This window comes from Polyangium jinanense (assembly GCF_028435365.1).
Genome location: NZ_JAGTJJ010000001.1, coordinates 105,340 through 131,553 on the forward strand (window position 1 = coordinate 105,340; position 26,214 = coordinate 131,553).

The window sequence follows — 26,214 nt, forward strand, 5'->3', positions numbered from 1 at the left end:
GAGCCAATTTACATAAATTTGGTGCTCCAACGAACCGAGCCTACCGAACTCCGTCCAAGGAGCATGCTTCGTTTCGGCAGAAGTTGAAAGTAGTTTTCAAGTTCGACAAGCGTGCTAACATCCGCCTTCCTGCTCGGGACCAAGCTTCGAACCGGAAGAGGATGTCCATGCAAAAGGAATCGCAGGTGAGCGCTCCGCCTCCCAGGAGGTGGTTGCAAGGCGGGAGCGTCGCGCGCGCGCTCCTCGGGGGTATTTTCGCCGTGGGCCTCGTCGCAGGCTGCGAGCGAATCGCATTTTACTCGACGGGCCGTCCCCCGCCGGATTCGAATGCGGGCTCCACGACCGCCTCGTCCTCGACCGGCGGCAGCAGCGGCGATCCGACGGGCGGAATGAACACCGTGACCCGCGCGACGCTGCTCGACGCCATTGCCACGTGCAACCTCGAGCTCCTCGACGCATTCCAGAAAGCCGCAGAGGAGCTCGCCACGGAGGCCGCCGAAGCCAAGATGAACCCCGCGGGCCGCGTCGAGGCGCAGGCCGCGTGGGTCAAAGCCATCGACCTCTGGCAACGCGCCGAGCCCTTCCAGTTCGGCCCCGGCGGCCCCACGAACACGCCCGGCGGCCAGGGCCTGCGGGACACCCTTTACTCCTGGCCGCTCGTGAGCCGTTGCCTCGTCGAGCAAAACATCGTTTCGAAGGCGTACGAGGCGCCCGATTTCGGCACCACCGCGCTCATCAACATGCGTGGCCTCGCCGCCGCCGAATACCTCCTCTTCTACACGGGCACGGACAACGCCTGCAGCCCCGCGACGGGCATCAACGCCACGGGCTCGTGGGCCGCCCTGAGCGCAGACGAGCTCGCCTCGCGAAAGGCCGCGTATGCGTCGTCCGTCTCGACGGGCATCGCCGCAATGGCTGGCAAGCTCCTCGGCGCCTGGCGTCCGGGCGATGGGGATTTCGCCGCGCAACTCAGGGACCCGGGCAAGAACGGCTCGGTCTACACGACGGAGCAGATGGCCCTCAATGCGGTGAGCGATGCGATGTTCCACGTCGAGACGCACGTGAAGGACCTGAAGCTCGCGCGTCCGCTCGGCATCCTGGATTGCAGCAACGCGACCTGCCCGGAGGCCGTCGAATCCCGCTTCGCCCGCCGATCGCGGCCGCACGTGCGAAACAACCTCGTCGGCTTCCGCATGCTGATGAGCGGCTGCAAGGACGGCGAGGGCGTGGGCTTCGACGACGTGCTCGTCGCGATCGGCGCGACCGCGCTCGCCGAGAAAATGAACGCGGACGTGAATGCCGCCATCGCCGCGGCCGATGCCATCCCGGCCGACGATCTCGCCCAGGCCATCGCGGAAACCCCCGAGAGCGTGAAGCAGCTCCACGACGCCGTGAAGCGAATCACCGACAGCCTCAAGACCGAGTTCGTCACGGTGCTCGATCTCGAGCTCCCGCAGATCGTGGAAGGGGACAATGACTGAACGAGCCGAAGCGGTCCCCCCGGGCCGCCTCGCGCGGCTCGCGTCCCTCCTCCTCCGCCCCGAGGACGCCGCGGCACTTGCCGCGTTCCGATTCTGCTTCGGTGTCCTCGGCTGCGTGAGCGCGATCCGCTTCCTCGCGTATGGCTGGGTGGACGAGTTCTTCGTAAAACCCCGGTTTTTCCTGTCCTACTGGGGTTTCGATTGGCTCGCGCCGCTCTCCGCGCGGGGCATGCACGCGCTCTTCGTAGCGCTCGCCGTGGTGAGCGCGTGCGTGGCGGTCGGCTTCCTTTATCGCGCCGCGATCGTCCTCTTCCTGCTCGGCTTCACCTACGTCCAGCTCCTCGACGTCACGAACTACCTCAACCATTACTACCTCGTCAGCCTGCTCGCGCTCCTCCTCTCCTTCATGCCCCTCCACCGCGCGTATTCGGTGGACGCTTGGCTCTTCCCCAAGCAAAGGAGCGCGACCTTGCCAGCGTGGTGCACGTATCTGCTCCGCGTCCAGGTCGGCGCCGTCTACTTCTTCGCGGGCCTCGCGAAGGTCAACAGCGATTGGCTCCTCCACGCGCAGCCGCTCAACATCTGGCTCTCGTCGCGCACGTACCTGCCGATCATCGGACCGCTGCTCGGCGAGCGCTGGGTCGCCTTCGCCATGAGCTGGGCCGGTTGCCTCTTCGACCTCACCGTCGTGGCTTTTTTGCTGACGCCGAGGACCCGCGTCGCCGCGTATGCCGTCGTCCTCTTCTTCCACGGGGTTACAAAACTCCTCTTTCCGATCGGCATGTTCCCGGCGATCATGGTCGTCGCGGCGCTCGTGTTTTTCTCGCCAAGCTGGCCGCGGAACCTCGCCCGTTTCTTCCGCCGCCGCGCCTCCGCGCCCGCCCCTGCCCTGCCCGCGCCCGCCGCCGCGCCCCTCCCCCGCTTCTTCGGCGCGCGCGTCGCGGTGGCTGCCTGTTATTGCGCCTTCCAGCTCCTCTGGCCCCTCCGGACGCACCTCTATGGGGGCAACGTCCTCTGGCACGAGCAGGGAATCCGGTTTTCCTGGCGCGTCATGCTCCGCGAGAAAAACGGGAGCGTCACGTATCTCGTGACGGACCCGCGGACGGGCCGCACCCAGGAGGTCCCCCCGCGCAAGTACCTCAATGGCAGGCAGGAGCGCGATTTCTCCACGCAGCCCGACCTCATCCTGCGGCTCGCGCAACAGATCGCTCTTGATTTCGAGGCGCGCGAGGGCGTGCGCCCGATCGTCCGGGCGCACGCGCCCGTATCCCTCAATGGCCGTCCGGCGGAGCTGCTCATCGATCCGACGGTCGATCTCGCGTCCATCTCCGACGGGCTCGCCAAGGCCACCTGGATCCGGCCCGTCCCCACGGCACCTCCCATTCACCTCGAGTCCCTGGCATGGCATCGCCCCTGATTCGACGCACGACGCTCCCCGCGCTCCTTTTGCTCTCGTTCTCGCCCGCGGCGCTCGCCCAGACCCAAGGCGAACCGCCGCCTCTGCCGCCGCCCGAAGCCGCCCCGCCGCCCGAGGGCTCGCCGCCAAACGCTGCGGCGGAGGATCCGAATGCGAAAAACGCCGAGCCTCCTCCCCCCATTGAAATCTCGGTCGTCGGCACGCGCCTCCAGCAGACGAGCGGCTCGGCGCACGTGGTGACGACGAAGCAGCTCCAGCGCTTCAAGTACGACGATCCCCACAAGATCCTGCTCGCCGTCCCCGGCGTCTACGTCCGCGAGGAGGACGGCTTCGGCTTGCGCCCGAACATCGGCATTCGTGGCGCCGTCTCCGATCGAAGCAAGAAGGTCACGATCATGGAGGACGGCGTCCTCCTCGGGCCGGCGCCCTACTCGGCGCCCGCCGCGTATTACTTCCCGCTCATCGGCCGCATGGATGCGGTGCGCGTGGTGAAGGGCCCCTCGGCAATCAGTTATGGCCCGCATACGGTCGGCGGCGCCATCGACATGACCACGGCCGCCATTCCCTCCGAGCGTCGCGGCATGCTCGACGTCTCGTTCGGCCAGTACATGTTCCGCAAGGTGCACGCGCGACAAGGAATCGCCGACGACAAATACGGCGTCCTCCTCGAAGCCGTGCACGTCGCGAACAATGGGTTCAAGGAGCTCGACGGGGGCGGCGACACCGGGTTTGCCCGGACCGACGTCATGATGAAGGGGCGATACACCTTCGATCCCGTGGGCTCTGTGGTGAACGAGCTCGAGCTCAAGGTGGGCTACCAGAACGAACTCTCGAACGAGACGTACCTGGGCCTCAGCGATGCGGACTTCCGGGCGACGCCGTATCGCCGTTACGGGGCGAGCCGGCTCGATCGCATGGAATGGAACCGCACGCAATTCCAGCTCACGCACCGCGCGCGCTTCCGCCCGAACCTGGAGGTCACGACGATCGCCTATCGCCACGACCTGCATCGGGCCTGGCGCAAGGTGAACGGGTTCCGCGGCACCTCGGTCGCCGACGTCCTTTCGAACCCCACCGATCCGCGCAATGCCCTCTACTACGGCGTCCTCACGGGCGCCATCGCCCCGAGCACGGACGACGAGACGCTCATGATCGGGCCGAACGACCGGACGTTCGTCTCGCAAGGCCTCCAATCCACCGTGTCGTGGCGCCCCAAAACGGGCCCGATCTCCCACCGGATCGAGTATGGCGTCCGCCTCCATTACGACTCGATCCGCCGCCAGCATACCCAGGACGGCTTCCTGATCGAGGGCGGCAACCCGATCCCCGAGGGGCGCCCCACGGAGACGACCGCCGACAACGACGCGTACACCCACGCCCTCTCGATGTACGCGACCGACGCGGCGACCTGGGGCCCGCTCACCCTCACGGCCGGCGCGCGGCTCGAATCGATCCGCAGCGTGCTCGAGAATCACCTCACGGGTGAAGAGAACCTGACCATCCAGCAGGTCGTCCTCCCCGGCGCGGGCGTCTTCCTTGCATTGCCGCGCGATTTCGGACTTCTCTTCGGCGTGCATCAGGGCTTCTCCCCCATCCCGCCGGGGCAAAACGACCTCGTCCGGCCCGAGAAGAGCTGGAACTACGAGGCCGGCGTACGCTGGGCGCCGAAGCGCGTGCGCGCCGAGATCATCGGCTTCTACAGCGATTACAAGAACCTCACGAACCTGTGCTCCTTCTCCTCGGGCTGCGTGCAGGAGAACCTCGACCAGCAGACCGACGGCGGACAGGCGCGCGTACTCGGCTTCGAAGCGTATGCCGAGAGCGAGATCAAGCTGCGGGAAAACCTCGCGCTCCCCGGCCGATTGAGCTGGACCTATACGAACGCGCAGTTCACGAACACCTTCCAATCCACCGATCCCATCTTCGGCGACGTCGAGGCGGGCGACGAGCTGCCGTATGTCCCGAAGCACCAGGTCGCGGCGTCGATCGGCGTCGAGACGCCGCGCTGGGGCGTGAACGTGGGCTGCACGTACACGAGCCGCATGCGGGAGCTCGCCTCGCAAGGCGAACCCGCGCCGGGCACGGCGACGGACGATTATTTCCTCCTCGACGCCTCCGTGAACGTCCGTCCCCTGAAATGGTTGACGATTTACGCGCTCGGACGGAACCTGCTCGACAACGCCTACATCGCCTCCCGCCGTCCTTATGGCGCTCGCCCCGGCGCTCCGCGCTGGCTACAGGCGGGCGCGCGCCTCGACTTCTGAACGTCCCTGCCGACATCTTGGCCCGCGCCCGCGCTCCCTGCTAGGAGCCGTTCGCCCCCTCATGTCGAGCCAACCCTCGCCCCTCCCGCCCGCGCGCCGCGGCGCCTATTTCATCGGCGACAACCTCGACGTCCTGCGGGAGCACGTCCCGGACGCGTCGGTTGATCTGGTCTACCTGGATCCCCCGTTTCAAAGCGGAAGGACGTACCACCTCTACACAGGTGTCGCGGCGGACGAACCTGGCGCGGTCGCGTTCGACGATACGTGGTCCTGGGGCGATGCCGCCGCGCGCGCGCTCGCGGCCCTCGTCGCCCAGGGCGAGCCCGTCGGGCGCGCGCTCGCGGGCCTCCACGGCTTCCTCGGCCCGTGCGACATGATGGCCTACCTCGCCATGATGGCGCCTCGTCTCGTCGAGATGCGCCGCGTCCTCCGGGCCACGGGCAGCGTCTTTTTGCATTGCGACCCCACCGCGAGCCATTACCTCAAGATCCTGATGGACGCGGTCTTCGGGCCGGAGTGCTTCCGCAACGAGATCATCTGGCGCTACCGCCGCTGGCCCGCCCGCGCGCGGCGCTTCCAGCGCATGCACGACGTGCTCCTCTTCTACACGCGCGAGGCCTCGAACGAGCATACGTTCCACGCGCTCTACGGGTACGAAGAGCTCGCGGAGTCCACGAAAAAGACGTTCGGCACGAAAAAGCAGCGCGCGGATTTCTCCGCCGGGCACAGAAAGCCCGGCGTCTCGGACGAGGAGACGAAAGGGCCGCCGCTCTCCGACGTCTGGGAGATCGGCGTGATCGCGGCGAAGGGCAAAGAGCGGCTCGGCTATCCGACGCAAAAGCCCGAGGCGCTGCTCGAACGTGTCGTCCTCTCCGCCAGCAACGAGGGCGACGTCGTGCTCGATCCCTTCTGCGGCTCGGGGACGACCCTCAGCGTGGCCACGCGGCTCGGGCGTCGCTTCCTCGGGATCGACCGGAGCCCCGAGTCGAGGCGTGTCGTCGAGGAGCGGCTCGGGCGCGCGTTCGGCGAGGCGATCGATTGGGAGATCGTCGATTGCGCGGAGAGTCGGCCGAAGCCGCTCGTGCGCACGGACGCCGGAAGGACGGGCGAGCGAGAGAATCGGCCGCGGGTGGCTTGAGCCGCGTCGGATGTCGCCTCGATTCGAGGAGGCGTCCCATGGCCCCCGGACGCGCTCGAATCCCCTGAACGAATCCCGCGCGCTTTCCCGCGGCGTCGAGGACGCCCTTCCCTCATCCGTCTCCGCGCACATGGCCCGATAGAGACATTCGAGAGCTCGCTCGTTGACCGGGACGGATGCCTCTCTTAAGTGCATGCGAGAGGTCGCTGGGTCGTCGTCTGCCGAAAAGACCCTGGAGTGGATGGCGAAACAGTAGAGCCTCGTGATGGGGGACCGAAGCGCTCGCAGGGCGAGCAGGGGGGGTGTGCAATGAAGTGCCGTTCAGGAATGCTGGGTGCAATGGTGGGAATCGGCCTGACGCTGGGCTCCGCCGCGGCCTTCGCCCGGCCTCCCGGCTGCAACTCGGGCTCTGCGGCGACGATGTACGACGTGGGGGTCGCCAATGGCCGTAGCCTCACGGCGCGGGCCTGGGCGCAGGTGAACGATTGCTTCGCGCTCGAGTCCTTCTACAACCTGATCGAGGATGCACTGGATCTGCTCAGTGTGGCCCCGGGCTCGGGGAGGCTCGCCGCCTGCCGCATCGGCGGAACCGGCGACGGCATCTTCCAGAAGCTCCTGGATATCGACAACACGTGCACGAACCAGTGTATCCAGACCGGCGAGCAGATCGGCGACGTCATGGCGAGACTTTATTGCTTGATTTCCATCGCTCTCGGCGGCATCGCCCCCGCGCCTCAATTCATTCAAGGGCCCCTCGGGATCTGCGGGATCAACATGAGGCTCACGTGCGAGACGACGTTCTTCGCCACTGCTCAGAGCTACCCGGGCTGCGGCCCGTACACGCGAGGGATGTTCGAGGCTTCGTACAGGACCGAGATGAACAACGCCTGCTACGCGCCGCCTCCGATCAGCATCGGGGCCCTCGCGCCCGCGGATAGCCCGGAGATCCGGCTGGCGGAGCTCTGGAGCCGGATGAACATCGCGCTTTACACGCCCGCGGAGTAGCGGAACGGGAAGCGAAAGGCACGCCCGGAGCACGGAAGCCCAGGCTGCGCGAGGGTCTCGCGCAGCCTGGGACGGCGCCGAGATTGCAGGGCGAGCCCCTTGTCGAGGTTCTGTGTCTGTGAGGGGAGGACGAAATGAAGAAGCGCGGACAATTCGGTATGTTTTTCGGTGTCGCAATGCTTTCTCTGGTCGCGACGGGCGCGCGTCCTGCCTTTGCGGCGCCGCCCCCGGCCTGCGACACCGACACGTTGCAGCGCATGTACGAGGTCGGGTACCAGAACGGCCAGAGCCTCCTGCAGCGCGCCTGGAGCCGGATCAATCGCTGCAGCAAGCTCCGGGATTTCCGCGAAATCGTGCGTAGCACCTTCGCGGAGGCAGCGGTCCCGACCACGAGCATGATGGTCGCCTGCCGCATGAGCGGCATGCACGACGGCTACTACGACGCGATCGCGGCGATCGACAGCTCCTGCCGCACCTGCGTCCTGCAGCAGGACTGGGCCGTGGGCGATTATGCGGCCCATACGTACTGCGCGCTCGGGGGCCTCTCGATTCCGGTGGAGCAGTTCTCCTCGGGTCCCCGCCGCGTCTGCGGCGCGGCCGCCCGGATGCAGTGTCGCCGCCAGTTCGACCAGTCGGCGCGAAATACCTGCGGCGAACTGATGAGCACGAATCCACCGGACAGGTTCCGCTCGCTGGCCTGCACCGGCGAATAGCCACCCCGGGCTTCGCCCACGTCCGGCGATCCTCCTCGAACTACGGAAAAACCTCCCATGAAGATCCTTGCAGCCATGCTCGCATCGTCGATCGTTGGCCTCGGACACGCGCCGGAGGCCTGGGCGGAGCCCCCCTTCGTCCCTCGGAAATGCCGGGGCTCCGCGGAGAAGGCGGGCTTCGAGGCGGGCCGCGGCCCCGGGCGCGCCATCGCGCGGGAGGAGGTCGAGCACGCCCATGTCTGCGAGCGCCTCGACCGCGTCGCGGAACGCATGATGAGGAAAGCGCGCCGATCGCCGCGCGGGCTACGGAACAACCCCCGCGCGATCTGCGAATACGCCGGGACGGTCCAGGGCATTTACGAGGCGCTGCATGGCGTCTGGGGCCGGTGCAGCGCCTATTGTTGCAGCGAGGGGAAGATCGTCGGCGAGATCGGCGCTGAGCTCTATTGCCATCTCTCCATCGCCCTGGATGGCCTGGGCGTGACCGACTACCTGCCCCGCAAGCCGCCGTCGCTTTGCGGCGCGGCATTCGAATCCTGCTGCGAGTCGCGCTTCGGCGAGGTCACGCAGAGCTACGCCGATCCGGAGGGACAGCAGTGCCGCACGTACACGGAGGGCGCGTACCTCTCCGCGTGGGAGCAATCGCTGAACGATCAGTGCGCGTACGCGATCGAGACCCCGGCGATCACGCCCGACGCGTCGCCCTCGTCACCGCAGGATCCCCTCGACCTTCGATAACGAAAGCATCCCCTGCGCCACCGTCTGCCCGCGCACCTCGACATCGGCCTCGAAATGCTGCACGTCCGCGCCCTCGCGGATGAGCCGGATCTCGTAGCTCAGCACGTCGCCCGGAAAGACGTTGCGCAAGAAGCGGAGCTGGCTCGCGCCGATCGCGCCCGTGCGCATGGGGCCCGCCATCGTGATCGCGGCCAGGATGTCCTCGCCGAGGCCCGGCGTGAAGCCGGTTTCGAGGCGGTATCCGACGTCCGCGTTGCGCAGCGCCGACACGAGCTCGGATGCGTTCCGGCCGATTGCTTCGAGCTCGCGCTGCACGGCCACGAAGATCTGCAGCATGTTCGCCGCCTGCACGATGCCCTCGAGCGCGAGCGCCCGCGGCAGCATGGGCGGCGTCGGGAGCTCGGCCGAGAAAAACGGCTCGTTCACGCTCACCGCGCGCGACGCATGCAGCGTGGGGCGGGGCGCGCGTGAATACCCCTCGATCCGATCCACGAGCAAGAGCGGCGGCCGCTGCGGCAGGAGGAGCATCACGACAGCCGCGCCGAGGGGGAGTACGTCCGTTTTCGTCTGGGCCATGCGCGAGACGACTATCGCACAGCTCCACGCCGGGCAAAAGCCCAGGCCATGCGCCGCCCCGGCTGGCCCTCGTCAACCCCGGGGATAACCCGTATTCTCGCTTTCCCGTATGCGCTCTCGCTCGTTCGTCCTCGCGCTCGCCCTCGCCGCCGCCGCTTGCACGACGCCTCCCCCGAACGCGCCTTCCCGCTGCCCCGAGCCCACGAACGAGCGCGTGAAAACCTCCGGCGCCAAACCCGTCCCCGCGTCTCCCGCGGCTTCTCCGACGCGCGAAGGACCCGGCCTCGACGTCACGATCCGTCCCGTCCCCGCGGCGGCCGCGATCGACGTGACGCTCGCGTTCCGCGGCGCCGGCGCGTTCCCCGGCCGCACGTTCTCGATACGCACGCCCGATCCGAAGGCCTTTCGAATGAAGGAGGCGCGCGACGCGCGCGGGACGATCGACGCGCGCCCGGCTCCGCACCCGGATCACGTCGCGATCGAGCTCGCGCGCGCCCCCGAGGGCGAGCTTCGCCTCGTGTACACCGTCGAGTCGCGCGTGACGCCGGGAAAACTGCCTTTCCTGCTCTCGGATCCCGACCGCCTCGAGGTCACCGGCGACGCGCTCCTCCTGCCCGACGCCGCGCGCGATCTGCGCCTCGCCGTGAAGCTCGAAATCGATTTGAGCCCCTACGGTACGCTGGAGAGCGGCGCCTCCGTGAGCGGCGCGGCGACGAGCTTCGGCATCGGCGCGTCGCGCGAGGTGAACACGACCGCGGACGAGCTGCGCGGCGCGGTGATGGTCACGGGCCGCATGGGCACGGCTGTCTTCGACACGCTCGAAGGGCACGACGAGGCCGCGTGGTTCGGCTACACCGCCTTCGATCCGCGCCCCGTCTCCGCGGACACCGCCGCGTTCCGCACCGCCGCAGGTGAGCTCTTCGGCGAGCGCAGCCCGATCCCGCAAACGTTCCTCATCGTGCCCGAGCCCGGCCCCGTCGGCAGGTTCGTCGCGGCGCGACGCACGCGCAGCGTGCTCTTGCACGTCGCCGTGGGCGAACCCTGGTCGGGGCCGCTGCGCATCGCGACCTCGGTGGAGATGCTCCGCGCGTGGGTCGGCGAGCGGCTCTGGATCGGGCCCGAAGATCCGGCGCGTCAAGCCGAGGGCGCGTGGTTCGCCGAAGGCGTCGTGCGACACCTCGCGCGGGACATGCTCTTTCGGTTCGGCCTCGTGACGCCGCTCGAAGTGGCCGACGAGGTGAACGGGCTCGAGTCCGTGATCGCGACGTCGCCACGCAGCAAAGAGGGGAACGCGGCGCTCGCGAAGAGCTTCCGCGAGCCCGGCGTCGTGCCGCTGCTCGTCGCGCGCGGGGCGCTTTACGCGCTGCATGTCGACGCTGCGATCCGAGCGAAGAGCGGCGGCCAGAAGAGCCTCCAGGAGGTCCTGCGCGCGCTCTACGCGAAGGCCAAGGAGCGACGCGGCCCGCTGCCCGTCTCGGCGTGGACCTCTGCCCTCACGGCCGAGATCAGCCCGGCCGAGGTCGAGGTCTTCGCCGAGGCGATCGAGCGCGGGGGCAAGCTCGATCTGCCCGACAACGCGCTCGGCCCTTGTTTCCGCAGGGAAACGCGGCGCTACGAGCGGTACGACCTCGGCTTCGACGAGGCCGCGACGCGCGCGAAAATCCCGCCCGTACTCGTGGGGGTTCGTCCGGACGGACCTGCGGCGAAGGCGGGCTTGCGCGAGGGCGACGAGCTCGTCGAAGGCTTGACCTCGGCGGGGCGGAGCGACGTGCCGGTGACGATCGTCGTGCAGCGGGGCGACGACCGCATCAACGCGAAATACCGGCCTGCCGGGCCCTCCGCGAGCGGCCGCGGCTGGTCGCGGCGCAAGGACGTGCCCGACGAAAAATGCACCAAATAAAGCAGCCGGACAGCCTCGCGTGACCGGGCTCTGGTGAAGCGCTATCCGTCCGTGCGACACTGCTGCCGAGCCCGATCGCGTCCATGGCCCGCCTGATTCAGCACATCGTCGAACCCCCGCGCGCCTGCTCGTACATCCCGAACGAGCGCGCATCGCTCGAACATCACATCCTGCTCGACGTCGATCCCGAAGAGCTCGACACCCTGCTCGAGCGAGGCGTCCGCCGCTTCGGTCCCGATTACTTCCGCCCCGTGTGCCCGTCCTGCGCCGCGTGCGTCCCGACGCGTATCCTCGCGAGCGAGTTCAAGCCGAGCCGCAGCCAGCGCCGCGCGCGCAATCGCGGCGCGGAGTTTCGTATCGTGGTCGGGCCGCCGCGCGTCGACGCGGATCGGATCGCCCTCTATCACACCTGGCACGCCGACCGGGAGCGCGCGCGGGAATGGACGCCGGGAAAGCTGACCTCGCGCGATTATTTCTATCAATTCGCGTTCCCGCACCCGTCCGCGCGCGAGGTCGCGTATTACGACGACGAGGCCGGCGGGCGCCTCGTGGCGATCGGCATCTGCGACGAGACGCCGCGCGCCTGGAGCGCGGTGTATTGTTTTTACGATCCCGCCTATGCCTGGCGCTCGCCCGGCGTGGGCAACGTGCTCGCGCTCGTGGAGATCGCCCAGAGGCAGGGCAAACCTTACGTCTATCTCGGATATCGCGTCGCGGGCTGCCCGTCCTTACGTTACAAGGCGGCGTTCCACCCGCAGGAGATCCTGCCGCGTTTGCCCGCGGACGGAGAGCCGCCGCGTTGGACGCGGACCGAGGAGTGAATTCTCCGAATCACGGATAGGGGTGCGCGGCAGGATCGGGCCGCGGCGGGAACGTCTTGCGGGTCAACGGATCGGCGGCCGTGAGCGCGACGAGCAGCGCGATGAACAGGAACGTCAGAATGACGATCAGCCTGTTCGCGAAGCGCTGCTCGACGAGGTGCATGAAGATGAACAGCACGACGAACGTCTTCGCGACCGAGATCGCGAGCGCAATGACGAGCTCCGCTTCGCCGAGGCCGAGGCGCGAGATCCCGAACGACAGGAACGTCAGCACGAGCAGGGCGATCCACGAGCCGATGAGCTTGGGTGTGGTGACGTGCGCGCTGATCATGTCGCCTCTCAATCCGTGAGGTAGAAGAGGGGCCAGAGGAAAATCCAGACGACGTCGACGAGGTGCCAATACAGGCCGACATTCTCGACGGCGACGTAGCGATGGGTGCCGTATCTCCCCTTCAAGCAGAGCACGGCCACCGCGGCGAGCATGATCATGCCGGCGATCACGTGCAGGCCGTGCAGGGCCGTCATGAACCAGTAGAGCGTGTACCCGAGGACCACGCCGGCCGGCGGCTGCTCCACGAACGAGTACATCCCGGCGGGGAGCGCGTTCTCGTGAATGTGGTGGGCGTATTCGAAGCCCTTGACCACGAGGAAGACGGCGCCGAACGCGGTCGACAGGGCGAGGAGCCCGGCGGCGAGGCGGGCCTTGTTTTCCCGAATGAAATGGACGCCCAGGGCCACCGTGAAGCTCGACGTGATGAGCACGACCGTGTTCGTCGTCCCGAGCGCCACGCTGTTGTGGTGGAGCGCCTGGACGAACCCGGCCGGGTACATCGCGCGGTAATACGCGTAGGCCGCGAAGAGGGCCCCGAAGAGCAGCGTCTCGCTGCCGAGGAACATCCACATCGCGAGCCGCGCGGCGTGGTCCTGCTTTTCGAGGGTCTCGAATTGCTCAACGAGCCTTTGCGCGCTCACGGGCCACCTCCTCGGAGAGCGTGTATTCGTAGGCCGAACGCTCGATCTCGGGCGTCTCCTCGAAGTTGTGCTTCGACGGCGGGGACGCGGTGATCCACTCGAAGCTGCGCGATCCCCAGGGGTTCGGCCCGGCGCGCTTGCCCCATTTCAGCGCGACGAGGAGGTTACCGAGCGCGAGGATGAGCCCCGCCCCGAGCAGCCAGGCGCCGCCCGTCGAGAGCACGTTGAGCCACTGGTATCGCTCGGGATACGTGAAATACCGCCGCGGCATGCCGCCGTTACCGAGGAGGAACTGGGGCAAGAACGTGAACACGAACCCGATGAACACGGCGACCGAGGTCAAGAGGCCGACGCGCTCGTCGTAGAGCCTGCCGAACATCTTGGGGAACCAGTAATGCGCCCCGGCGAGGAACGATGTCAGCGTCCCGCCGACCATGATGAAGTGGAAGTGGGCGACGACGAAATACGTGTCGTGCCAGTGCACGTCGAGCGATTGCGTCGCCACGGCCACGCCCGTCATCCCGCCGAAGACGAACAGGAAGAGGAACCACAGGAAATACAGCATCGGCGTGGCGAAGCTGATCGCACCCCCGCGCAGCGTCGCGACCCAGGTGAACACCTTGATCGCCGAGAAGATCCCGACGAACATCGAGAGCGCGCCGAAGACGCCCGCGTCGAACTCGCTGAGGCCCGCCACGAACATGTGGTGGCCCCAGGTGAAGAAGCCGATGAACGCGATGCCGAGCGACGAGTATGCGATGGCCCGGTAGCTCGCCGGCTGGTTGTGCGAGAACGAGCAGACGACCTCGCTGATCACCCCGAACGCGGGGAGGATCATGATGTACACGGCCGGGTGCGAATAGAACCAGAAGAGGTGCTGGAAGAGCACCGGGTCGCCGCCGTACCGAGGATTGAAGAGCGTGAGGCCGAACGCGTGATCGAGCGCGATCAGGATGAGCGACATCCCGAGCACGGGCGTCGCGAACAGGATGATGATGCTCGTCGCATACGAGGCCCACACGAAAAGTGGCATCCGGTGCCAGCTCAGGCCCTTCGCGCGCAACGTGTGCGTCGTGACGATGAAATTGACCGACGTCATGATCGACGAGATGCCGTTCACGAAAATGCCGATCCCCATCCAGGTGACGGCCGTCGGCGACGTCGTGCTGTACGGCACGTAAAACGTCCAGCCGGTGTCCGCGCCGCCCGCGAGCATGGCCCCGAGCAGGATGATCGCGCTGAGGACGTAGACGTAGAAGCTCGCGAGGTTGATGCGCGGGAACGCGAGATCCTTGGCCCCGAGCATGATCGGCAGGACGAAGTTGCCGAAGACCGTCGGAATGGCCGGGATCATGAACAACCAGACCATGGTGATGCCATGGAGCGTGAACATCTGGTTGTACGTATTCGCGTCGATGAAGGTCTGCTCGGGCGTGAGCAGTTCCGTGCGGAGCACGAGGGCAAAGACGCCGCCGAGCCCCAAAAAGAGGATCACGCCCACGTAGAACATCAGGGCAATGCGTTTGTGGTCCTTCGTGAGGAGCCACGAGCGCAGGCCGCTGTCCGCGCGCAGATAATCCGGATGGTCCGCGCCGACGCCGAGCGATTCCGGCCTTTCATCGGCGTCGATGGTCGCTTGGCTCATTGCACCCCCTCCTGCGTCTCCGGAACGGTGACCGTGCCCCAGGGCGTCGCGCCTGGCTTCGGGCGCACGTCACGCAGGCTCTTCATGAGCTCGATGATGGCGCCCGCCTGGGCCGGGCGAATCTGGCCAAGGAAACTCGGCATGATGCGCTGATACCCCGCGTGAACGTGCACGAACGGATCCATCATCGACTCGGTGATATACGCCTCGTCGACCTTCGCGCTGCCGCCGCCTTCGAGCGGGACCGTGGTGCCGTAGAGGCCCGCCCAGGTCGGACCGAGGTGCGGCGTGCCGTCGATGGTATGGCAGCGAAAACAGCCGAGCTCGGCCGCGGCCCGTTTTCCCTGTTCAACCATGCTCAGGGGCTCCGGCGGCGCGTATTCCGTGACGGAGGACGGGCGCAGGTCGACCGGGCCCGCCACGGCCGGCTCCGGCGATTTGCCTTGCAGCCAGCGCTCGTATTCCTCGGGCGGGAGCGCGATGACCTCGCCGCGCATGGTCGAGTGGCTGACGCCGCAATACTCCGTGCACAGGATGTCGTACCGGCCCGGCTCCTTCGCCTCGAACCAGAGCGTGGTGAGTCGCCCCGGGAGCACGTCCTGCTTCAGCCGGAAATCCGGCACGAAGAAGCTGTGAATGACGTCACGGGAGGTGAGGATCAGCTTCACGGGCCGCCCGGCGGGGACGTACAGCGTCGAGATGGAGTTCGCGCCCTCTGGATACGCGAATTTCCACATCCATTGTTTGCCCGTGACGTAGATCTCGAGCGCGTTCTCCGGCGGGACGCGGATGGTCATGAATTGCCAGAATCCGATCACCCACCACACGATGAACATGCCGAAGAGGCCGACCACGACCACGGCTTCGAGCCAGATGGCCGGCGTCGCCTCGGGCACGCGGCGCGACGGGTGCTTCTGGACGGCCGTGCGGCGATAGCGGAACAAGAACCACCCGCCGATGAGGGTCACCAGCAAGGCGCCCCCCATCGTCATGATGATGACGAAATAATGGAGCTTGTCGATCTCCTCGGCAATGGTGGACGCCTGCCGCGGCAAAAACAGGATCGTACGGAGCAGCTCGTTCATCGGGGTTCACCCCCTCGTCCCCGGCGCCGATCCCGGCGCCACAACATGCCCAGGGTCGTTCCGACCGTGCACAGAATCAGGAGCGATCCAATGCGGAGAAACCCGGTGATGTACGGCCCGTACCTTCGCGTCGCCGGGTCGTAGCGATAACAGGTGACGAGCACGCGATCGACGATCGTGCCGACCTTGCCCGCCGCAGCCTCGACGAGGGCGAGCCGCAAATCCCACGCGGAGGGCTCGAGCCCGTAGAGGTACCGCGAGATGCGCCCGCCCGGCGCGAGCACCGTGACGACCGCCGGGTGCGCATATTGCTCGGTCGAGGAATCATAGCCATAACGGAAGCCCACGGCGTCCGCCACGGCGCGCGACGCCTCGGCCGTCCCCACGAGGAACCGCAGGCTTTCCGGCTTCGCGCCGAGCTTCTCGGCGAGCGCATCCCTGCGCTTCGCGGCATCGGTCGGCGTATCCTCCGGATCGATGCTGACCGTGACGAGCCGATAATCCTCGCCGGGCGTATACCCCGCCTCCGCGAGGCCCTTCGAAACGCCCGTGAGCAAAAGCGGGCAGAGCATCGGGCAGCGGTAATAAGCGAGCACGAGGAGCACGGGGACATCGCCCGCGAGGAGCTCGCCCGTCTTCACCTCTTCCCCGCGCTCGCCGCGCAGGACGATATCGCGCGGAACGTAGCCGCCGAGGCGCTCGTCGACGTCCGCCTGCCTTGCCGCCATGGGGAGCGCGCGCGTCTCCTCCGCGGCGGCGACCGGCGCGCCCGCGAGCATCATGGAGAGGGCCATGGCCCAGCCGAATCGTCTCACCAAGAGCTCCCCCTAACGCCCACGCCCCCAGAGGGCGCGGCGCTCCTTCGATGCCGCTACCGACCCGCGCCGCTCACGACGAGGTCCATGGCCACGTCAATCGGGACTTGCACCTTGCTGCGATCCTCGCCCACCCATTCGAATCGCTCGATCGATTGACGTTTCGTGAGGTGGACGATCTGCCCTCGCCCGAGGTTCGAAAACAGCTCCTCGTGGACGTTCGAGCGCTCCTTGATGGGGCCGAGGTGCTCCTCGGGATAGACCCCCGAGGGCCGGAGCTCGGCCTCGCGGTACCGTTGAAGCACGTAGGAGACCCCCGTGAGCACGAGGGCGAACGCAATGGAACCCAGGACAGCGTACATGATCAGGCGCGGCGGGAGGACGTCCTCCTCCTGCCTGACGATTCCGTGACGCTTTTCGTGCTCGGGATGGCTCATGGTCAAAGGCTCCCGTACCGGAATGCGGCCTCGAGCGAGGTGTCGTTTTTCGGGACAATCGGGCGACCACGCAGGCGGAACGTGCCGAACGCGAGCGCGGCCCCGCCGACGCAGACGAGCGCGGCGACGTCGAGCCAGTGCACGATGGGCCCCTCGGCGCGCACGGAGGGCATGACGAGCCATTCCATGTCGACCCAGTGCATGAAGAGGATCCAGAGCGCGATCGGCGCGAGCGTGCTCGGCTGCTGCTTGACCCGATACGGGAGCAGCGCGAAGAACGGAATGACGAAACGGCCGGCCGCGACGAGGATGCTGAGCGGGGCGAACTCCCTCATGCGGGGCGCATAAAACGACGCCTCGTGGGGCTTGTTCGTGATCCAGATCAAGAAGAACTGGAAGTACGCGATGTACGCCCAGAAGATCGTGAACGCGAGCAGGAGCCGGCCGAGCGCGTAATAATGGGAGCTGCCCACCCGGGTGAGCATGCCCGCGCGCTGCAGGCCATAGGTCGCGAGCACGAGGAGCGCGAGCGCGCCCAGGAAACCGCCGGCGAACCAGTACACCCCGAACATGGTCGAATACCAGGCAGGAGTGAGGGACATGAGCCAATCGACGCCCGCGAACGTGAACGCGAGCGCGACCGGAGGCAGCCCGAGCGCCGAGAGGGCGCGGAACCGCGGTTTGTCCGTGGCCGCCGGGGCCCAATCCCCGCGCAGCGACCAGCGGCGGAGGAAATACGAGATGCCGAGCCAAACGCCGAAATACAGGAACGCGCGGACGAAGAACGAGGACGTGTTCAGGTACGGCAGCTTGTGCTCGACGAGATGCTGGACTTCGTGTTCGTGGATCGTGGACGGCGACGTCCAGGGATAAATCGTGGTGATGCCGACGGCGATCGGAATGAATCCGATCACGGCGAGCGGCAGGACGCCCGTGACGCCCTCGATGACGCGGCGGAGAGCGACGGGCCATTTCGCGTCCATCGCGTGGACGATCATCAGGAAGATGAGTCCGCCGACGAGCAGGGAGACGAGCCACGCATAGGCCGAGAGGTAGGCGTAGAATGCGTCCCGGCCGTGGGCGACGCCGCCCACGACGAGCGCGATCGCGCCGACGACGAACGCGAGGAAGCCTCCGAGGATGAGCCGACCTCCTCCGGTGAAAATGCTGGGTTCCGTGTTCATCGAAGCTCCTCCTGCATCCGCACGCGGACGGGCTCGGGCAAGACGCCGACGGCGACGCCTTTCGTACGAAGCTGGAGCGCGCGCACGTAGGCGACGACGGACCAGCGCTCCTCGACGCCAAGCTCCTGTCCATAGGTGGGCATGAGCCCGTAGCCCTGGGCAATGGCCTGGTAGACGCGCCCCACGGGGTAATCGAGGACAGGCGCCTCGACAAAGCTCGGAGGCTTGCGCAGCTCCATGTTGTCCGCGACGACACTCACGCCATCGCCGCCCACGCCGTGGCAGGCCGCGCAGAAGACCTCGTAGCGCTCCCGGCCGTGATCCAGCATGGGCCGCGAGAGTGGGATGGGAATGGCCTCGACGAACTTCCCGTCTACCATTCCGCTGATCACCTCGGGCGGGCCGAGAAACCGCTCGCGCGGGACGGTGCCCTCGGGAGGCTCGCGCATGACGCGGCGATCGTCGAAGAACGGTGCCTCCTCGTAATACTCGAAATGCGCCTGGTTCACCATGCGCTCGAAATCACGCTCGGTGCCCGAACTGTTGCAGCTCGCGAGGAGCGGGCACACGGCGAGGACGAGCGGAAGGGCGGCGATGGTCTTCACGACTCCTCTCCCTCCATTCGCTCGAGCCGTTCGTCGAGCTCGGCGTCGGTCGCCGGATGCGCCCCGAGCGGCTCGACGCGGCTCGCGCCGAGCTCCCTGAGCTTGCGCGCGGTCGCCTCGCGATCGAAGGCGGGATCGAGGTCGGAGACGGCCAGGAAAAACTTGTCGATGCTGGCGCGATCGAAGCCCGGCACCTCGAAGATCGGCTGCCACAGGGATGGCAGGCCGGACCAGAGGGCGAGGATGACACAGGCCGAAAGCGCCGAGAAGAGCACGGCCATCTCGAACGTGGCCGGGACGAACGCGGGCGGCGCGTGGGCGGGCCTGCCGCCGGCATTCAGGGGGTAATCGACACCGTCCGTCCACCATTGCACGAGGTAGGCGACCGCGGCCGCCGCGATGGCGAACGGGAACACCACGAATCCGATGCGAGAGCGCCCGCGGCCGATGGCCCGTTCGAGCTCGAGGAGGGGGTACGGCGTGTACCCTTCGAGCCTGCGGTACCCGGATTTGCGGAGCTCGTGGGCCGCCCGGATGATCTGCTCGGGCGTGTCGAACGCGCCGACGATCCCGCTTTGCTGCGTCCTCCGCATTTTAATGTTCCTCCTCGTGCGAGAGCTCGTGCTTGAGCTCTTTCACCTCGGCGAGCGAAACGAACGGGACGAACCGCAAGAAGAGCAGGAAGAGCAGCAGGAAGAATCCCATCGTGCCGAGGTAGATCATCCAATCGACGTATGTCGGAACGAACACGTCCCAGGCCGAGGGCAGGTAATCGCGCTGCAGGCCCATGACGATGATCACGAAGCGCTCGGCCCACATGCCGACGTTGACGAGGAGCGAGACGGTCCAGAGCACGGCGAGGCTATTCCGCGCCTTCTTCGACCAGAAGACCTGCGGGATGACCGAATTGCAGATCATCATCATCCAGAAGATCCAGGCCCAGGGCCCGAAGGGGCGCGCCTCGAAGAACTGGTAGATCTCGTATTCGTCGCCGCTGTACCACGCCATGAAGAATTCGAGGATGTACGAATACGTGACGACCCAGCTCGTCACGAGGACCATCTTGGCGAGGTTGTCGAGGTGCCTCTTCGTGATGACGTTCTCCAGCCGGAACAGGCTGCGCACCGGGATCACCAGGGTGAGCACCATGGCGAACCCCGAAAAGATCGCGCCGGCGACGAAGAACGGCGGGAAGATGGTGGAGTGCCAGCCGGGCACGAGCGTGATAGCGAAGTCCGAGCTCACGATCGAGTGCACGGAGAGCACGAGCGGGGTCGAGAGACCCGCGAGCAGGCCATAGACGACGCGATAATGGCGGTAGGAGCTCGACGCGCCGGTGAACCCGAGCGCGAAGATGCCGTAAATGAATCGCTTCGCCCGGGTCGGCGCGCGATCACGCATGGCCGCGAGGTCCGGGATGAGGCCCGTGTACCAGAAGACGAGCGAGACCGTGAAATAGGTCGAGATGGCCGCGGCGTCCCAGGGGAGCGCGCTCTTGAATTGCGGCCAGACGCCCATGGTGGATGGGTACGGGAAGATCCAGTAGGCGAACCACGGTCGCCCGAGGTGGAGGACCGGGAACATGGCGGCCTGGAGAATGGCGAAGAGCGTCATCGCCTCGGCGAAGCGGTTGATGCTCGTACGCCATTTCTGCTCGAAGAGCAGGAGCACGGCCGAGATGAACGTGCCCGCGTGGCCAATACCGACCCACCAGACGAAGTTGATGATGCCGAACCCCCAGGCGACCGGGATGTTGTTTCCCCACATCCCGATGCCGTACATCACGGTGAGCGTGATCCCGGTGAACAGAAACAACGTGCCGATGATGGCGACGAGGAAACCGATTTTCCCGAGCCTTCTCCACGGCCGCCAGGCGGTCGAGAGGAGCTGGTCGGAGAGCTCGGCGTCCGTGGGGCGCCCGATGAAGACCGGCTCCGTGGCCATATCAACCCACCTCCGGGTTCGGGTTCTTGATCGTGGCGAGGTATCGAATGCGTGGAAGCGTGCCGAGCTCGTGCAGGACGCCAAAGCTGCGCGGCTCCTCGCGCCAGCGGACCATGTCGGTCTCCTTGTGCGCGAGCGACCCGAACCGAATGGCGCGCGTCGGGCACGCGTCCGCGCAGGCCGTCGTGACCTCGCCCGGGCGAATGGCGCGGCGCTCGATGCTAGCGTCGATCTCGGCGCGCCGGATGCGCTGCACGCAGAACGTGCACTTCTCCATCACGCCGCGCTCGCGGACGGTGACGTCGGGGTTTTTCTGGAGCGTACGGATGTCGCCGTTGAACCCGGGCTTCTCCTCCATCCAGTCGAACCAGTTGAACCGCCGCACCTTGTAGGGGCAGTTGTTCGAGCAGAACCGCGTGCCGATGCAGCGGTTGTAGACCATCTCGTTGAGCCCGTCGGGGCTATGGACGGTGGCGTTCACCGGGCAGACGTACTCGCACGGCGCCTTTTCGCAGTGCTGGCACAGCATCGGCTGATGCACGACCTCCGGGGTGTCGACCTCGCCCGTGTGATAGGTGTCGATGCGGAGCCAGTGCATTTCGCGGCTCCGGAGGACGCCCTCCCTGCCCACGACGGGGATGTTGTTCTCGGCCTGGCAGGCGACGACGCACGCGCTGCAGCCCGTGCAGATCGACATGTCGATGCTCATCGCCCACTGGTCGCCCTTGAAATCGTCCGCGGGCAGGATCGAGAGCACGGGGCCCTTCTGCCCGCGCGTGAACTCTGGTTTGTCGCGGTATGCTTCGAGCGTCGTGGCCAGAGCGATCGGCCGGTCGTGGAGCTCCCAGTGCTTCTGGGTCTGCGCGAGGGTGTGTTTCTCGCCCGTGGGCCGCACGGACGCGCCGTCGAGGAACGAGCGGCCCTGGCGGCGGAGGGGCTGGACGTTTTTCCCGACGCCCTCGGCGACGGGCAATGCCGCCCCGCGGCCGTACCCGAGGCGCAAGGAAATGGCCCGATCGGCGTGGCCCGCCAGGACGAACACCGGCAAAACGATGGTCGTGGCCGGCGGGGGGCTCGTCGTGACCGCGGGCACGGTGGGATCGAACCCGGGCAGCGTGATTTCAATGAGGTCGTCGTTCGCGACGCCGAGCTCGCTCGCCGTGCGGACGCTCATGAGCGCCGCATTGTCCCAGGTGATCTTGGTCGTTGGATCGGGCAGCTCCTGGAGCCACGGGTTGTTCGCGAACCGGCCGTCGTGAACCTTGGAATCGTGGTAAAACCCGAGCTCGTACCGGTCGGGCGCGGGTGCGGGCGCGGCGGCGAGGGTCGCGAGGGCCGCTGCGATCCCAGGCGGCGCGAGCTCGGCCCGGACAACGGGGGCCTCGGAGCCGGGCAAAAAGCCGCGGCGCAAGGTCGCCTCCCAGTGCGCCTCGAAATCGGTCTCGCCGAGCAGCGTCCGCCATTGCTCACGTACGAGGGCGTGCGCGCTCGGGTAGATGTCGCCGAGCAGAGTCGCGAGGATCTCCACGTCCGTGCGGCCGCCGAAGAGCGGACGGATGAGCGGCTGCACGACGGACGCTGTCCCGTCCCCCGCGCGGGCATCGCCCCAGGCTTCGAGGTAATGTGTCTCCGGGACGAACCACGTCGTCCGCGCGCCGGTCTCGTCCGCGTAGAGGCCAAGGTAAAAGCTCTGGCGGACGCTGCCGAGCGCCCCGGCAAAATCGAGGTCGCCCGGCGCGGTGTAGACGGGGTTTCCTCCCAGGATGACGAGCGTGTCGACGGCGCCGGCGCGCATTTCGGCGACGAGCGCCGCGAGGTCCTGCCCGGCCGCGGCAGGATTCCAGAGAATGGGATCGGTCATGGAGACCGTGGAGCCGAAGGCGCCTAGGACGGAGTTCACGAGCGCGCCGAGCGCGTGGACGTGCGCGGGTTGCCGGTCGCCGACGATGACAAGGCCGCCTTTCCCCGCGCGGACGAGGTCCCTCGCAATAGCGCCGACGAGGGCGCGCTCTTCACGGCCGAGGAATGGGCGGAGCGCCATGATGATATCGGGCGAGACGGCCGAAGGGGGCTTACCGCCGAGGAGGATCTCGGCGGCGAGGGCCGCGGCGAACGTGCCGATCTCGCTCGATCGCCGGCGCAATTTGTGATCCGCGACCGTGCCCGTGCAGCTCGGCATGCTCTCGACGACGTAGAGCCGGTTCATCGTGGGGTTCGGCCAGCCCGGGCGGCGGCGCTCGGCGAAATGGCGCGAGTGCCGCAAATGCATGCCCTGCCCGTCGAGGAAGTCCGAATCGAGCGAGACGATGACCGAGGCGTTCCGGAGGTCGAGTTGCGGCACCAGCGGGCGGCCGAAGGCGAGCGCGGCCCCTTGCGCGGCGGCGCCCGTCTCGGTCGACGAATGCACGGTGACGCGCGCGGCCGGATATGCCGCGAGAAGCCGGCCGAGCTGGCTCGCAAGGAGCGGCGAGGCCGTGGGCTCGATCAGAATGCGGAGGCCGGCGCCCCGATCGGTGCGCGGACGTGCGAGCTCCGTCGCGAGCGCATCCCACGACGTGAGCGCGCCCTTCTGCATGACGGCCCGCGCGCGGTACGGATCGTAAAGGCCGAGGATGGACGCCTGCTCGAGGACGCCCGCCGCGCCGAGGCTGGCCGGATGCTCGGGGTTGCCTTCGATCTTGATGGGTCGCCCTTCGCGGCTCTCGACGAGCAGGCCCGTCGCGAATCCGTCGAGGGTCATGCTCGTCGCGTAATACTTGGACAGACCCGGCGTGACCTCGGGCGGACGGATCGTGTAGGGCAGGATCTTCTCGACGGGGTCCTTGACGCAGCCCGTGACGCCCGCGAGCGCCATGCTGGCGCCGAGGAGCTTCAAGAAGTTGCGGCGCGAGGGTTCGTCCGGACGCTCGTCCGCCCCCTCGGGAAACTCCCTTTGCCTGTCCTCCGGCGGCGACCCCTCGGACACGAGCTCGGCGAGGCTGCGCCAGTAATCGCGGCCCGTCTTGCCTGCGAGGATCCTCTCCCAGAGCGCGCGTACGTCGTTGCCCAAAGGTGCTCTCCTATCGATGGCAGGCGGTGCAGTTGGTGACGCTTCGAACGCCGTATTCGCGGACCAGGTACGGCCCGAGGGTGCTTTGATCCGCGGCCTTCCACGTCATGTCGGTGACCCGATCGAGCGGCCGGACGAACTTCTCCGGCTGCCTGTGACAATCGAGGCACCAGTTCATGCTCAGGTCGGCGAACTGGTAGACGCGGCCCATCTCGTCGACGCGCCCGTGGCAACTGACGCACCCGACGCCCTTGTTCACGTGGATCGCGTGATTGAAGTAGACGAAATCAGGGACGTCGTTGACGCGATTCCACGGAATGGGCAAACCCGAGAAGTAGCTCCGCCGGACGGGCTCGAGCATGGGGCTCTTGTTCCAGATCTGGTTGTGGCAACCCATGCAGAGGTCGGTCGAGGGGATCCCGGCCGTGGCGGATACCGTCGCCTCCTTGTGACAATAGAGGCAATCGATACCGTCATCCTGGACGTGATGCCGGTGATCGAACTCGACGGGTTGATCGACCGGATCGAGCTGCTTTCGCCAGTTCGGCGTGCGCACCCAGATCATGGGAGCGGCCACGAGCGTGAAGGCGCCGCCCACGATACCGATGAGCGCGATCCGGAAGGCCGTATTGGTCCAGGGACGAAAGAGTGCCGCCATCCTCGTGCCTTCTCGGACGTCCGCACGGCGAGCGCGCCGCGGGCGCATCCAGCAGCATTCGATGGGAATCAGGGGGGCGGCGTTGCTGCTTTCCTGGGCGAACGAGCGGCCGATAGAGAGAACGAGCAGGCAGGCAGGCGAGCGGAGAGGAGCGAAAACGAGCGGCGGGGCGACCGGACGGGTGCGGGGAAGCCCCTACTTCGCTCAGCCGACGAGCGAGGGCCAGTCGGTGTGCACGGCGCCGAGCTCGGGTTTGTCGACGCGCTCGTAGGTATGGGCGCCGAAGTAATCGCGCTGGGCCTGGGTGAGGTTCTGCGGGAGGCGCGCCGAGCGATAGCTGTCGTAATAGGCGAGGCTCGACGAGAACGCGAGGCAAGGAATGCCGAGGCTCTGCGCGAACGCGATGGCCTTGCGGAAACCGGGCTGCGATTTCGCCATCGCCTCGCGGAACCGGTCGTCGAGGAGCAGGCTCGGCAGGTCGGGGCGCTTCGCGTAGGCCTCGCGAATGCCGTCGAGGAACTGGGCGCGGATGATGCAACCGCCCTTCCAGATGCGGGCGATCTCGCCGAGCGGCAGGTCCCAGTGGAAGGTGTCCGAGGCGGCACGGAGGAGGGCCATGCCCTGCGTGTAGGAGCAGATCTTCGCGGCATAGAGGGCGTCGTGCACGGCCGTGACGATTTCGTTCTCGTCGCCCTGGAATGCGCCGGGCCGAGGCCCTTCGAGGACCTTCGCGGCCTCGATTCGCTCGTTTTTCTTGCCCGAGAGGAGGCGCGCCATGATGGCGGCGTCGATCGTGGGAATGGCGACGCCGAGGTCGAGCGCGACCTTGGACGTCCAGAGGCCCGTGCCCTTCTGGCCCGCCTTGTCCAGGATGAGGTCGACGAGCGGCGCGCTGGTCTCGGAGTCCTTGGCGCGGAAGATCTTGGCCGTGATTTCGATCAGGAACGAGGAGAGGACGCCCTCGTTCCAGCGCGCGAAGACCTCGGCGAGGCGATCGGCGGAGAAGCCGAGGCCACGATGGAGGATGTCGTACGCCTCGGCGATGAGCTGCATGTCGCCGTATTCGATGCCGTTGTGGACCATCTTGACGAAATGGCCCGAGCCGCCGGGGCCGATGTACGTGACGCACGGGCCGTCGTCGACCTTCGCCGCAATGGCCTCCCAGATCGGGCGAATCTCCTCGTAGGCCGCGCGCTCGCCGCCGGGCATGAGCGAGGGGCCCCAGAGCGCGCCCTCCTCGCCGCCGGAGACGCCCGAGCCGAGGAAACGAATGCCCGATGCGCCGAGCTCGCGCTGGCGGCGCTCGGTGTCCTCGTACCAGGAATTGCCGCCGTCGATGATGATGTCGCCGGGCTCGAGGTACGGACGGATCTGGTCGACGGTCCAATCGACGGGCTGGCCCGCTTTCACGAGCAGGATGATCTTGCGCGGACGTTCGAGGACACGCGCGAGTTCGGCCGGGCTGTGCGCCCCGAAGAAACGGAGACCCTTCGCGCGCGTGGCGAGCAGGTGGTCCACCTTCTGGGGTTCGCGGTTGTAGACGGCGATGGGAAAACCATGCCGCTCGATGTTGAGGGCGAGGTTTTCTCCCATCACCCCGAGGCCGACGAGGCCGATCTTCGCTTGCGCCGCTTCCATGTCCTCCTCCGATTCCGGGTTCCCTCCCGGGCGGCGCTACTCTAGCAGGTTGCCCGGGAGGTGTCTCCGGCGGAGGACGACGCTTTGAGGCGACAGGCGACGGGCCGCGGGGGGCGGTATGTGGGAAGG

The 26,214-nt window shown here is 67.1% G+C and carries 23 protein-coding genes; 9 read left to right on the top strand and 14 right to left on the bottom strand.

Going from position 1 to position 26,214, the window contains the following annotated elements; all coding sequences use genetic code 11:
- Positions 1–167 precede the first annotated feature (167 nt).
- The 7 genes from KEG57_RS00360 to KEG57_RS00390 all read left to right on the top strand — a co-directional run bounded on the left by KEG57_RS00360 (position 168) and on the right by KEG57_RS00390 (position 8,756).
- On the top strand, positions 168–1,481 hold the full coding sequence (locus tag KEG57_RS00360; RefSeq protein WP_272418676.1) for an imelysin family protein: 1,314 nt from the start codon (positions 168–170) through the stop codon (positions 1,479–1,481).
- The gene (locus tag KEG57_RS00365; protein WP_272418675.1) at positions 1,474–2,898 is read left to right on the top strand and encodes an HTTM domain-containing protein; all 1,425 of its coding nucleotides are present in this window, start codon (positions 1,474–1,476) and stop codon (positions 2,896–2,898) included. Before KEG57_RS00360 ends, KEG57_RS00365 begins: the two co-directional genes overlap by 8 nt.
- Positions 2,883–5,162, top strand: coding sequence for a TonB-dependent receptor family protein (locus tag KEG57_RS00370; RefSeq protein ID WP_272418674.1), 2,280 nt, complete (start codon positions 2,883–2,885; stop codon positions 5,160–5,162). The genes KEG57_RS00365 and KEG57_RS00370 overlap by 16 nt, the downstream gene beginning before the upstream one ends.
- A 61-nt stretch (positions 5,163–5,223) precedes the next feature.
- Positions 5,224–6,300, top strand: coding sequence for a DNA-methyltransferase (locus tag KEG57_RS00375; protein ID WP_272418673.1), 1,077 nt, complete (start codon positions 5,224–5,226; stop codon positions 6,298–6,300).
- A 339-nt stretch (positions 6,301–6,639) separates the two neighbouring features.
- On the top strand, positions 6,640–7,305 hold the full coding sequence (locus KEG57_RS00380) for a hypothetical protein (protein ID WP_272418672.1): 666 nt from the start codon (positions 6,640–6,642) through the stop codon (positions 7,303–7,305).
- 134 nt (positions 7,306–7,439) lie between these two features.
- Positions 7,440–8,018, top strand: a complete 579-nt coding sequence (locus KEG57_RS00385) for a hypothetical protein (RefSeq protein WP_272418671.1) — start codon at positions 7,440–7,442, stop codon at positions 8,016–8,018.
- Positions 8,019–8,075: 57 nt separating this feature from the next.
- Positions 8,076–8,756, top strand: coding sequence for a hypothetical protein (locus KEG57_RS00390; protein WP_272418670.1), 681 nt, complete (start codon positions 8,076–8,078; stop codon positions 8,754–8,756).
- Here the strand turns inward: KEG57_RS00390 and KEG57_RS00395 are convergent.
- Positions 8,727–9,332 carry a hotdog family protein gene (locus KEG57_RS00395; protein WP_272418668.1) on the bottom strand — a complete coding sequence of 202 codons (606 nt, stop codon included), beginning with the start codon at positions 9,330–9,332 and terminating at the stop codon, positions 8,727–8,729. The genes KEG57_RS00390 and KEG57_RS00395 overlap by 30 nt on opposite strands.
- A gap of 109 nt (positions 9,333–9,441) precedes the next feature.
- Here KEG57_RS00395 and KEG57_RS00400 point away from each other — a divergent pair, with 109 nt between their 5' ends.
- Both KEG57_RS00400 and KEG57_RS00405 read left to right on the top strand, forming a co-directional pair.
- Positions 9,442–11,232: a M61 metallopeptidase family protein gene (locus KEG57_RS00400; RefSeq protein ID WP_272418667.1), complete on the top strand. Its 1,791-nt coding sequence runs from the start codon at positions 9,442–9,444 to the stop codon at positions 11,230–11,232.
- Between the two features lie 83 nt (positions 11,233–11,315).
- Complete coding sequence (locus KEG57_RS00405) at positions 11,316–12,053, top strand: arginyltransferase (protein ID WP_272418666.1); 738 nt, start codon at positions 11,316–11,318, stop codon at positions 12,051–12,053.
- 10 nt (positions 12,054–12,063) lie between these two features.
- On the opposite strand, the gene KEG57_RS00410 is transcribed toward KEG57_RS00405, so the two are convergent.
- The 13 genes from KEG57_RS00410 to gnd form a co-directional block, all read right to left on the bottom strand.
- A complete protein-coding gene (locus KEG57_RS00410; protein ID WP_272418665.1) occupies positions 12,064–12,384 on the bottom strand; it encodes a cytochrome C oxidase subunit IV family protein in 321 nt (106 codons plus the stop codon).
- 8 nt (positions 12,385–12,392) lie between these two features.
- Positions 12,393–13,025, bottom strand: coding sequence for a cytochrome c oxidase subunit 3 (locus tag KEG57_RS00415; protein ID WP_272418664.1), 633 nt, complete (start codon positions 13,023–13,025; stop codon positions 12,393–12,395).
- Complete coding sequence (locus KEG57_RS00420; RefSeq protein WP_272418663.1) at positions 13,003–14,670, bottom strand: cytochrome c oxidase subunit I; 1,668 nt, start codon at positions 14,668–14,670, stop codon at positions 13,003–13,005. The genes KEG57_RS00415 and KEG57_RS00420 overlap by 23 nt, the downstream gene beginning before the upstream one ends.
- A complete protein-coding gene (coxB, locus tag KEG57_RS00425) occupies positions 14,667–15,755 on the bottom strand; it encodes a cytochrome c oxidase subunit II (protein ID WP_272418662.1) in 1,089 nt (362 codons plus the stop codon). The genes KEG57_RS00420 and coxB overlap by 4 nt, the downstream gene beginning before the upstream one ends.
- Entirely contained in the window at positions 15,752–16,570 is an 819-nt protein-coding gene (locus tag KEG57_RS00430) for an SCO family protein (RefSeq protein ID WP_272418661.1), read from the bottom strand. The genes coxB and KEG57_RS00430 overlap by 4 nt, the downstream gene beginning before the upstream one ends.
- Positions 16,571–16,626: 56 nt before the next feature.
- Positions 16,627–17,007 carry a hypothetical protein gene (locus KEG57_RS00435; protein ID WP_272418660.1) on the bottom strand — a complete coding sequence of 127 codons (381 nt, stop codon included), beginning with the start codon at positions 17,005–17,007 and terminating at the stop codon, positions 16,627–16,629.
- Between the two features lie 2 nt (positions 17,008–17,009).
- Positions 17,010–18,191, bottom strand: coding sequence for a hypothetical protein (locus KEG57_RS00440; protein WP_272418659.1), 1,182 nt, complete (start codon positions 18,189–18,191; stop codon positions 17,010–17,012).
- Positions 18,188–18,796: a c-type cytochrome gene (locus tag KEG57_RS55410; protein WP_272418658.1), complete on the bottom strand. Its 609-nt coding sequence runs from the start codon at positions 18,794–18,796 to the stop codon at positions 18,188–18,190. Before KEG57_RS55410 ends, KEG57_RS00440 begins: the two co-directional genes overlap by 4 nt.
- Positions 18,793–19,389 (bottom strand): DUF3341 domain-containing protein, encoded by a 597-nt coding sequence (locus KEG57_RS00450; protein WP_272418657.1) that lies wholly within the window; start codon positions 19,387–19,389, stop codon positions 18,793–18,795. The genes KEG57_RS55410 and KEG57_RS00450 overlap by 4 nt, the downstream gene beginning before the upstream one ends.
- Position 19,390: 1 nt before the next feature.
- Entirely contained in the window at positions 19,391–20,740 is a 1,350-nt protein-coding gene (gene nrfD, locus KEG57_RS00455) for an NrfD/PsrC family molybdoenzyme membrane anchor subunit (protein ID WP_272418656.1), read from the bottom strand.
- A gap of 1 nt (position 20,741) precedes the next feature.
- Positions 20,742–23,789, bottom strand: coding sequence for a TAT-variant-translocated molybdopterin oxidoreductase (locus tag KEG57_RS00460; RefSeq protein WP_272418655.1), 3,048 nt, complete (start codon positions 23,787–23,789; stop codon positions 20,742–20,744).
- A 10-nt stretch (positions 23,790–23,799) separates the two neighbouring features.
- The gene (locus KEG57_RS00465; protein ID WP_272418654.1) at positions 23,800–24,447 is read right to left on the bottom strand and encodes a cytochrome c3 family protein; all 648 of its coding nucleotides are present in this window, start codon (positions 24,445–24,447) and stop codon (positions 23,800–23,802) included.
- A gap of 204 nt (positions 24,448–24,651) precedes the next feature.
- Positions 24,652–26,085 carry an NADP-dependent phosphogluconate dehydrogenase gene (gene gnd, locus KEG57_RS00470; RefSeq protein ID WP_272418653.1) on the bottom strand — a complete coding sequence of 478 codons (1,434 nt, stop codon included), beginning with the start codon at positions 26,083–26,085 and terminating at the stop codon, positions 24,652–24,654.
- Between the last annotated feature and the right edge of the window lie 129 nt (positions 26,086–26,214).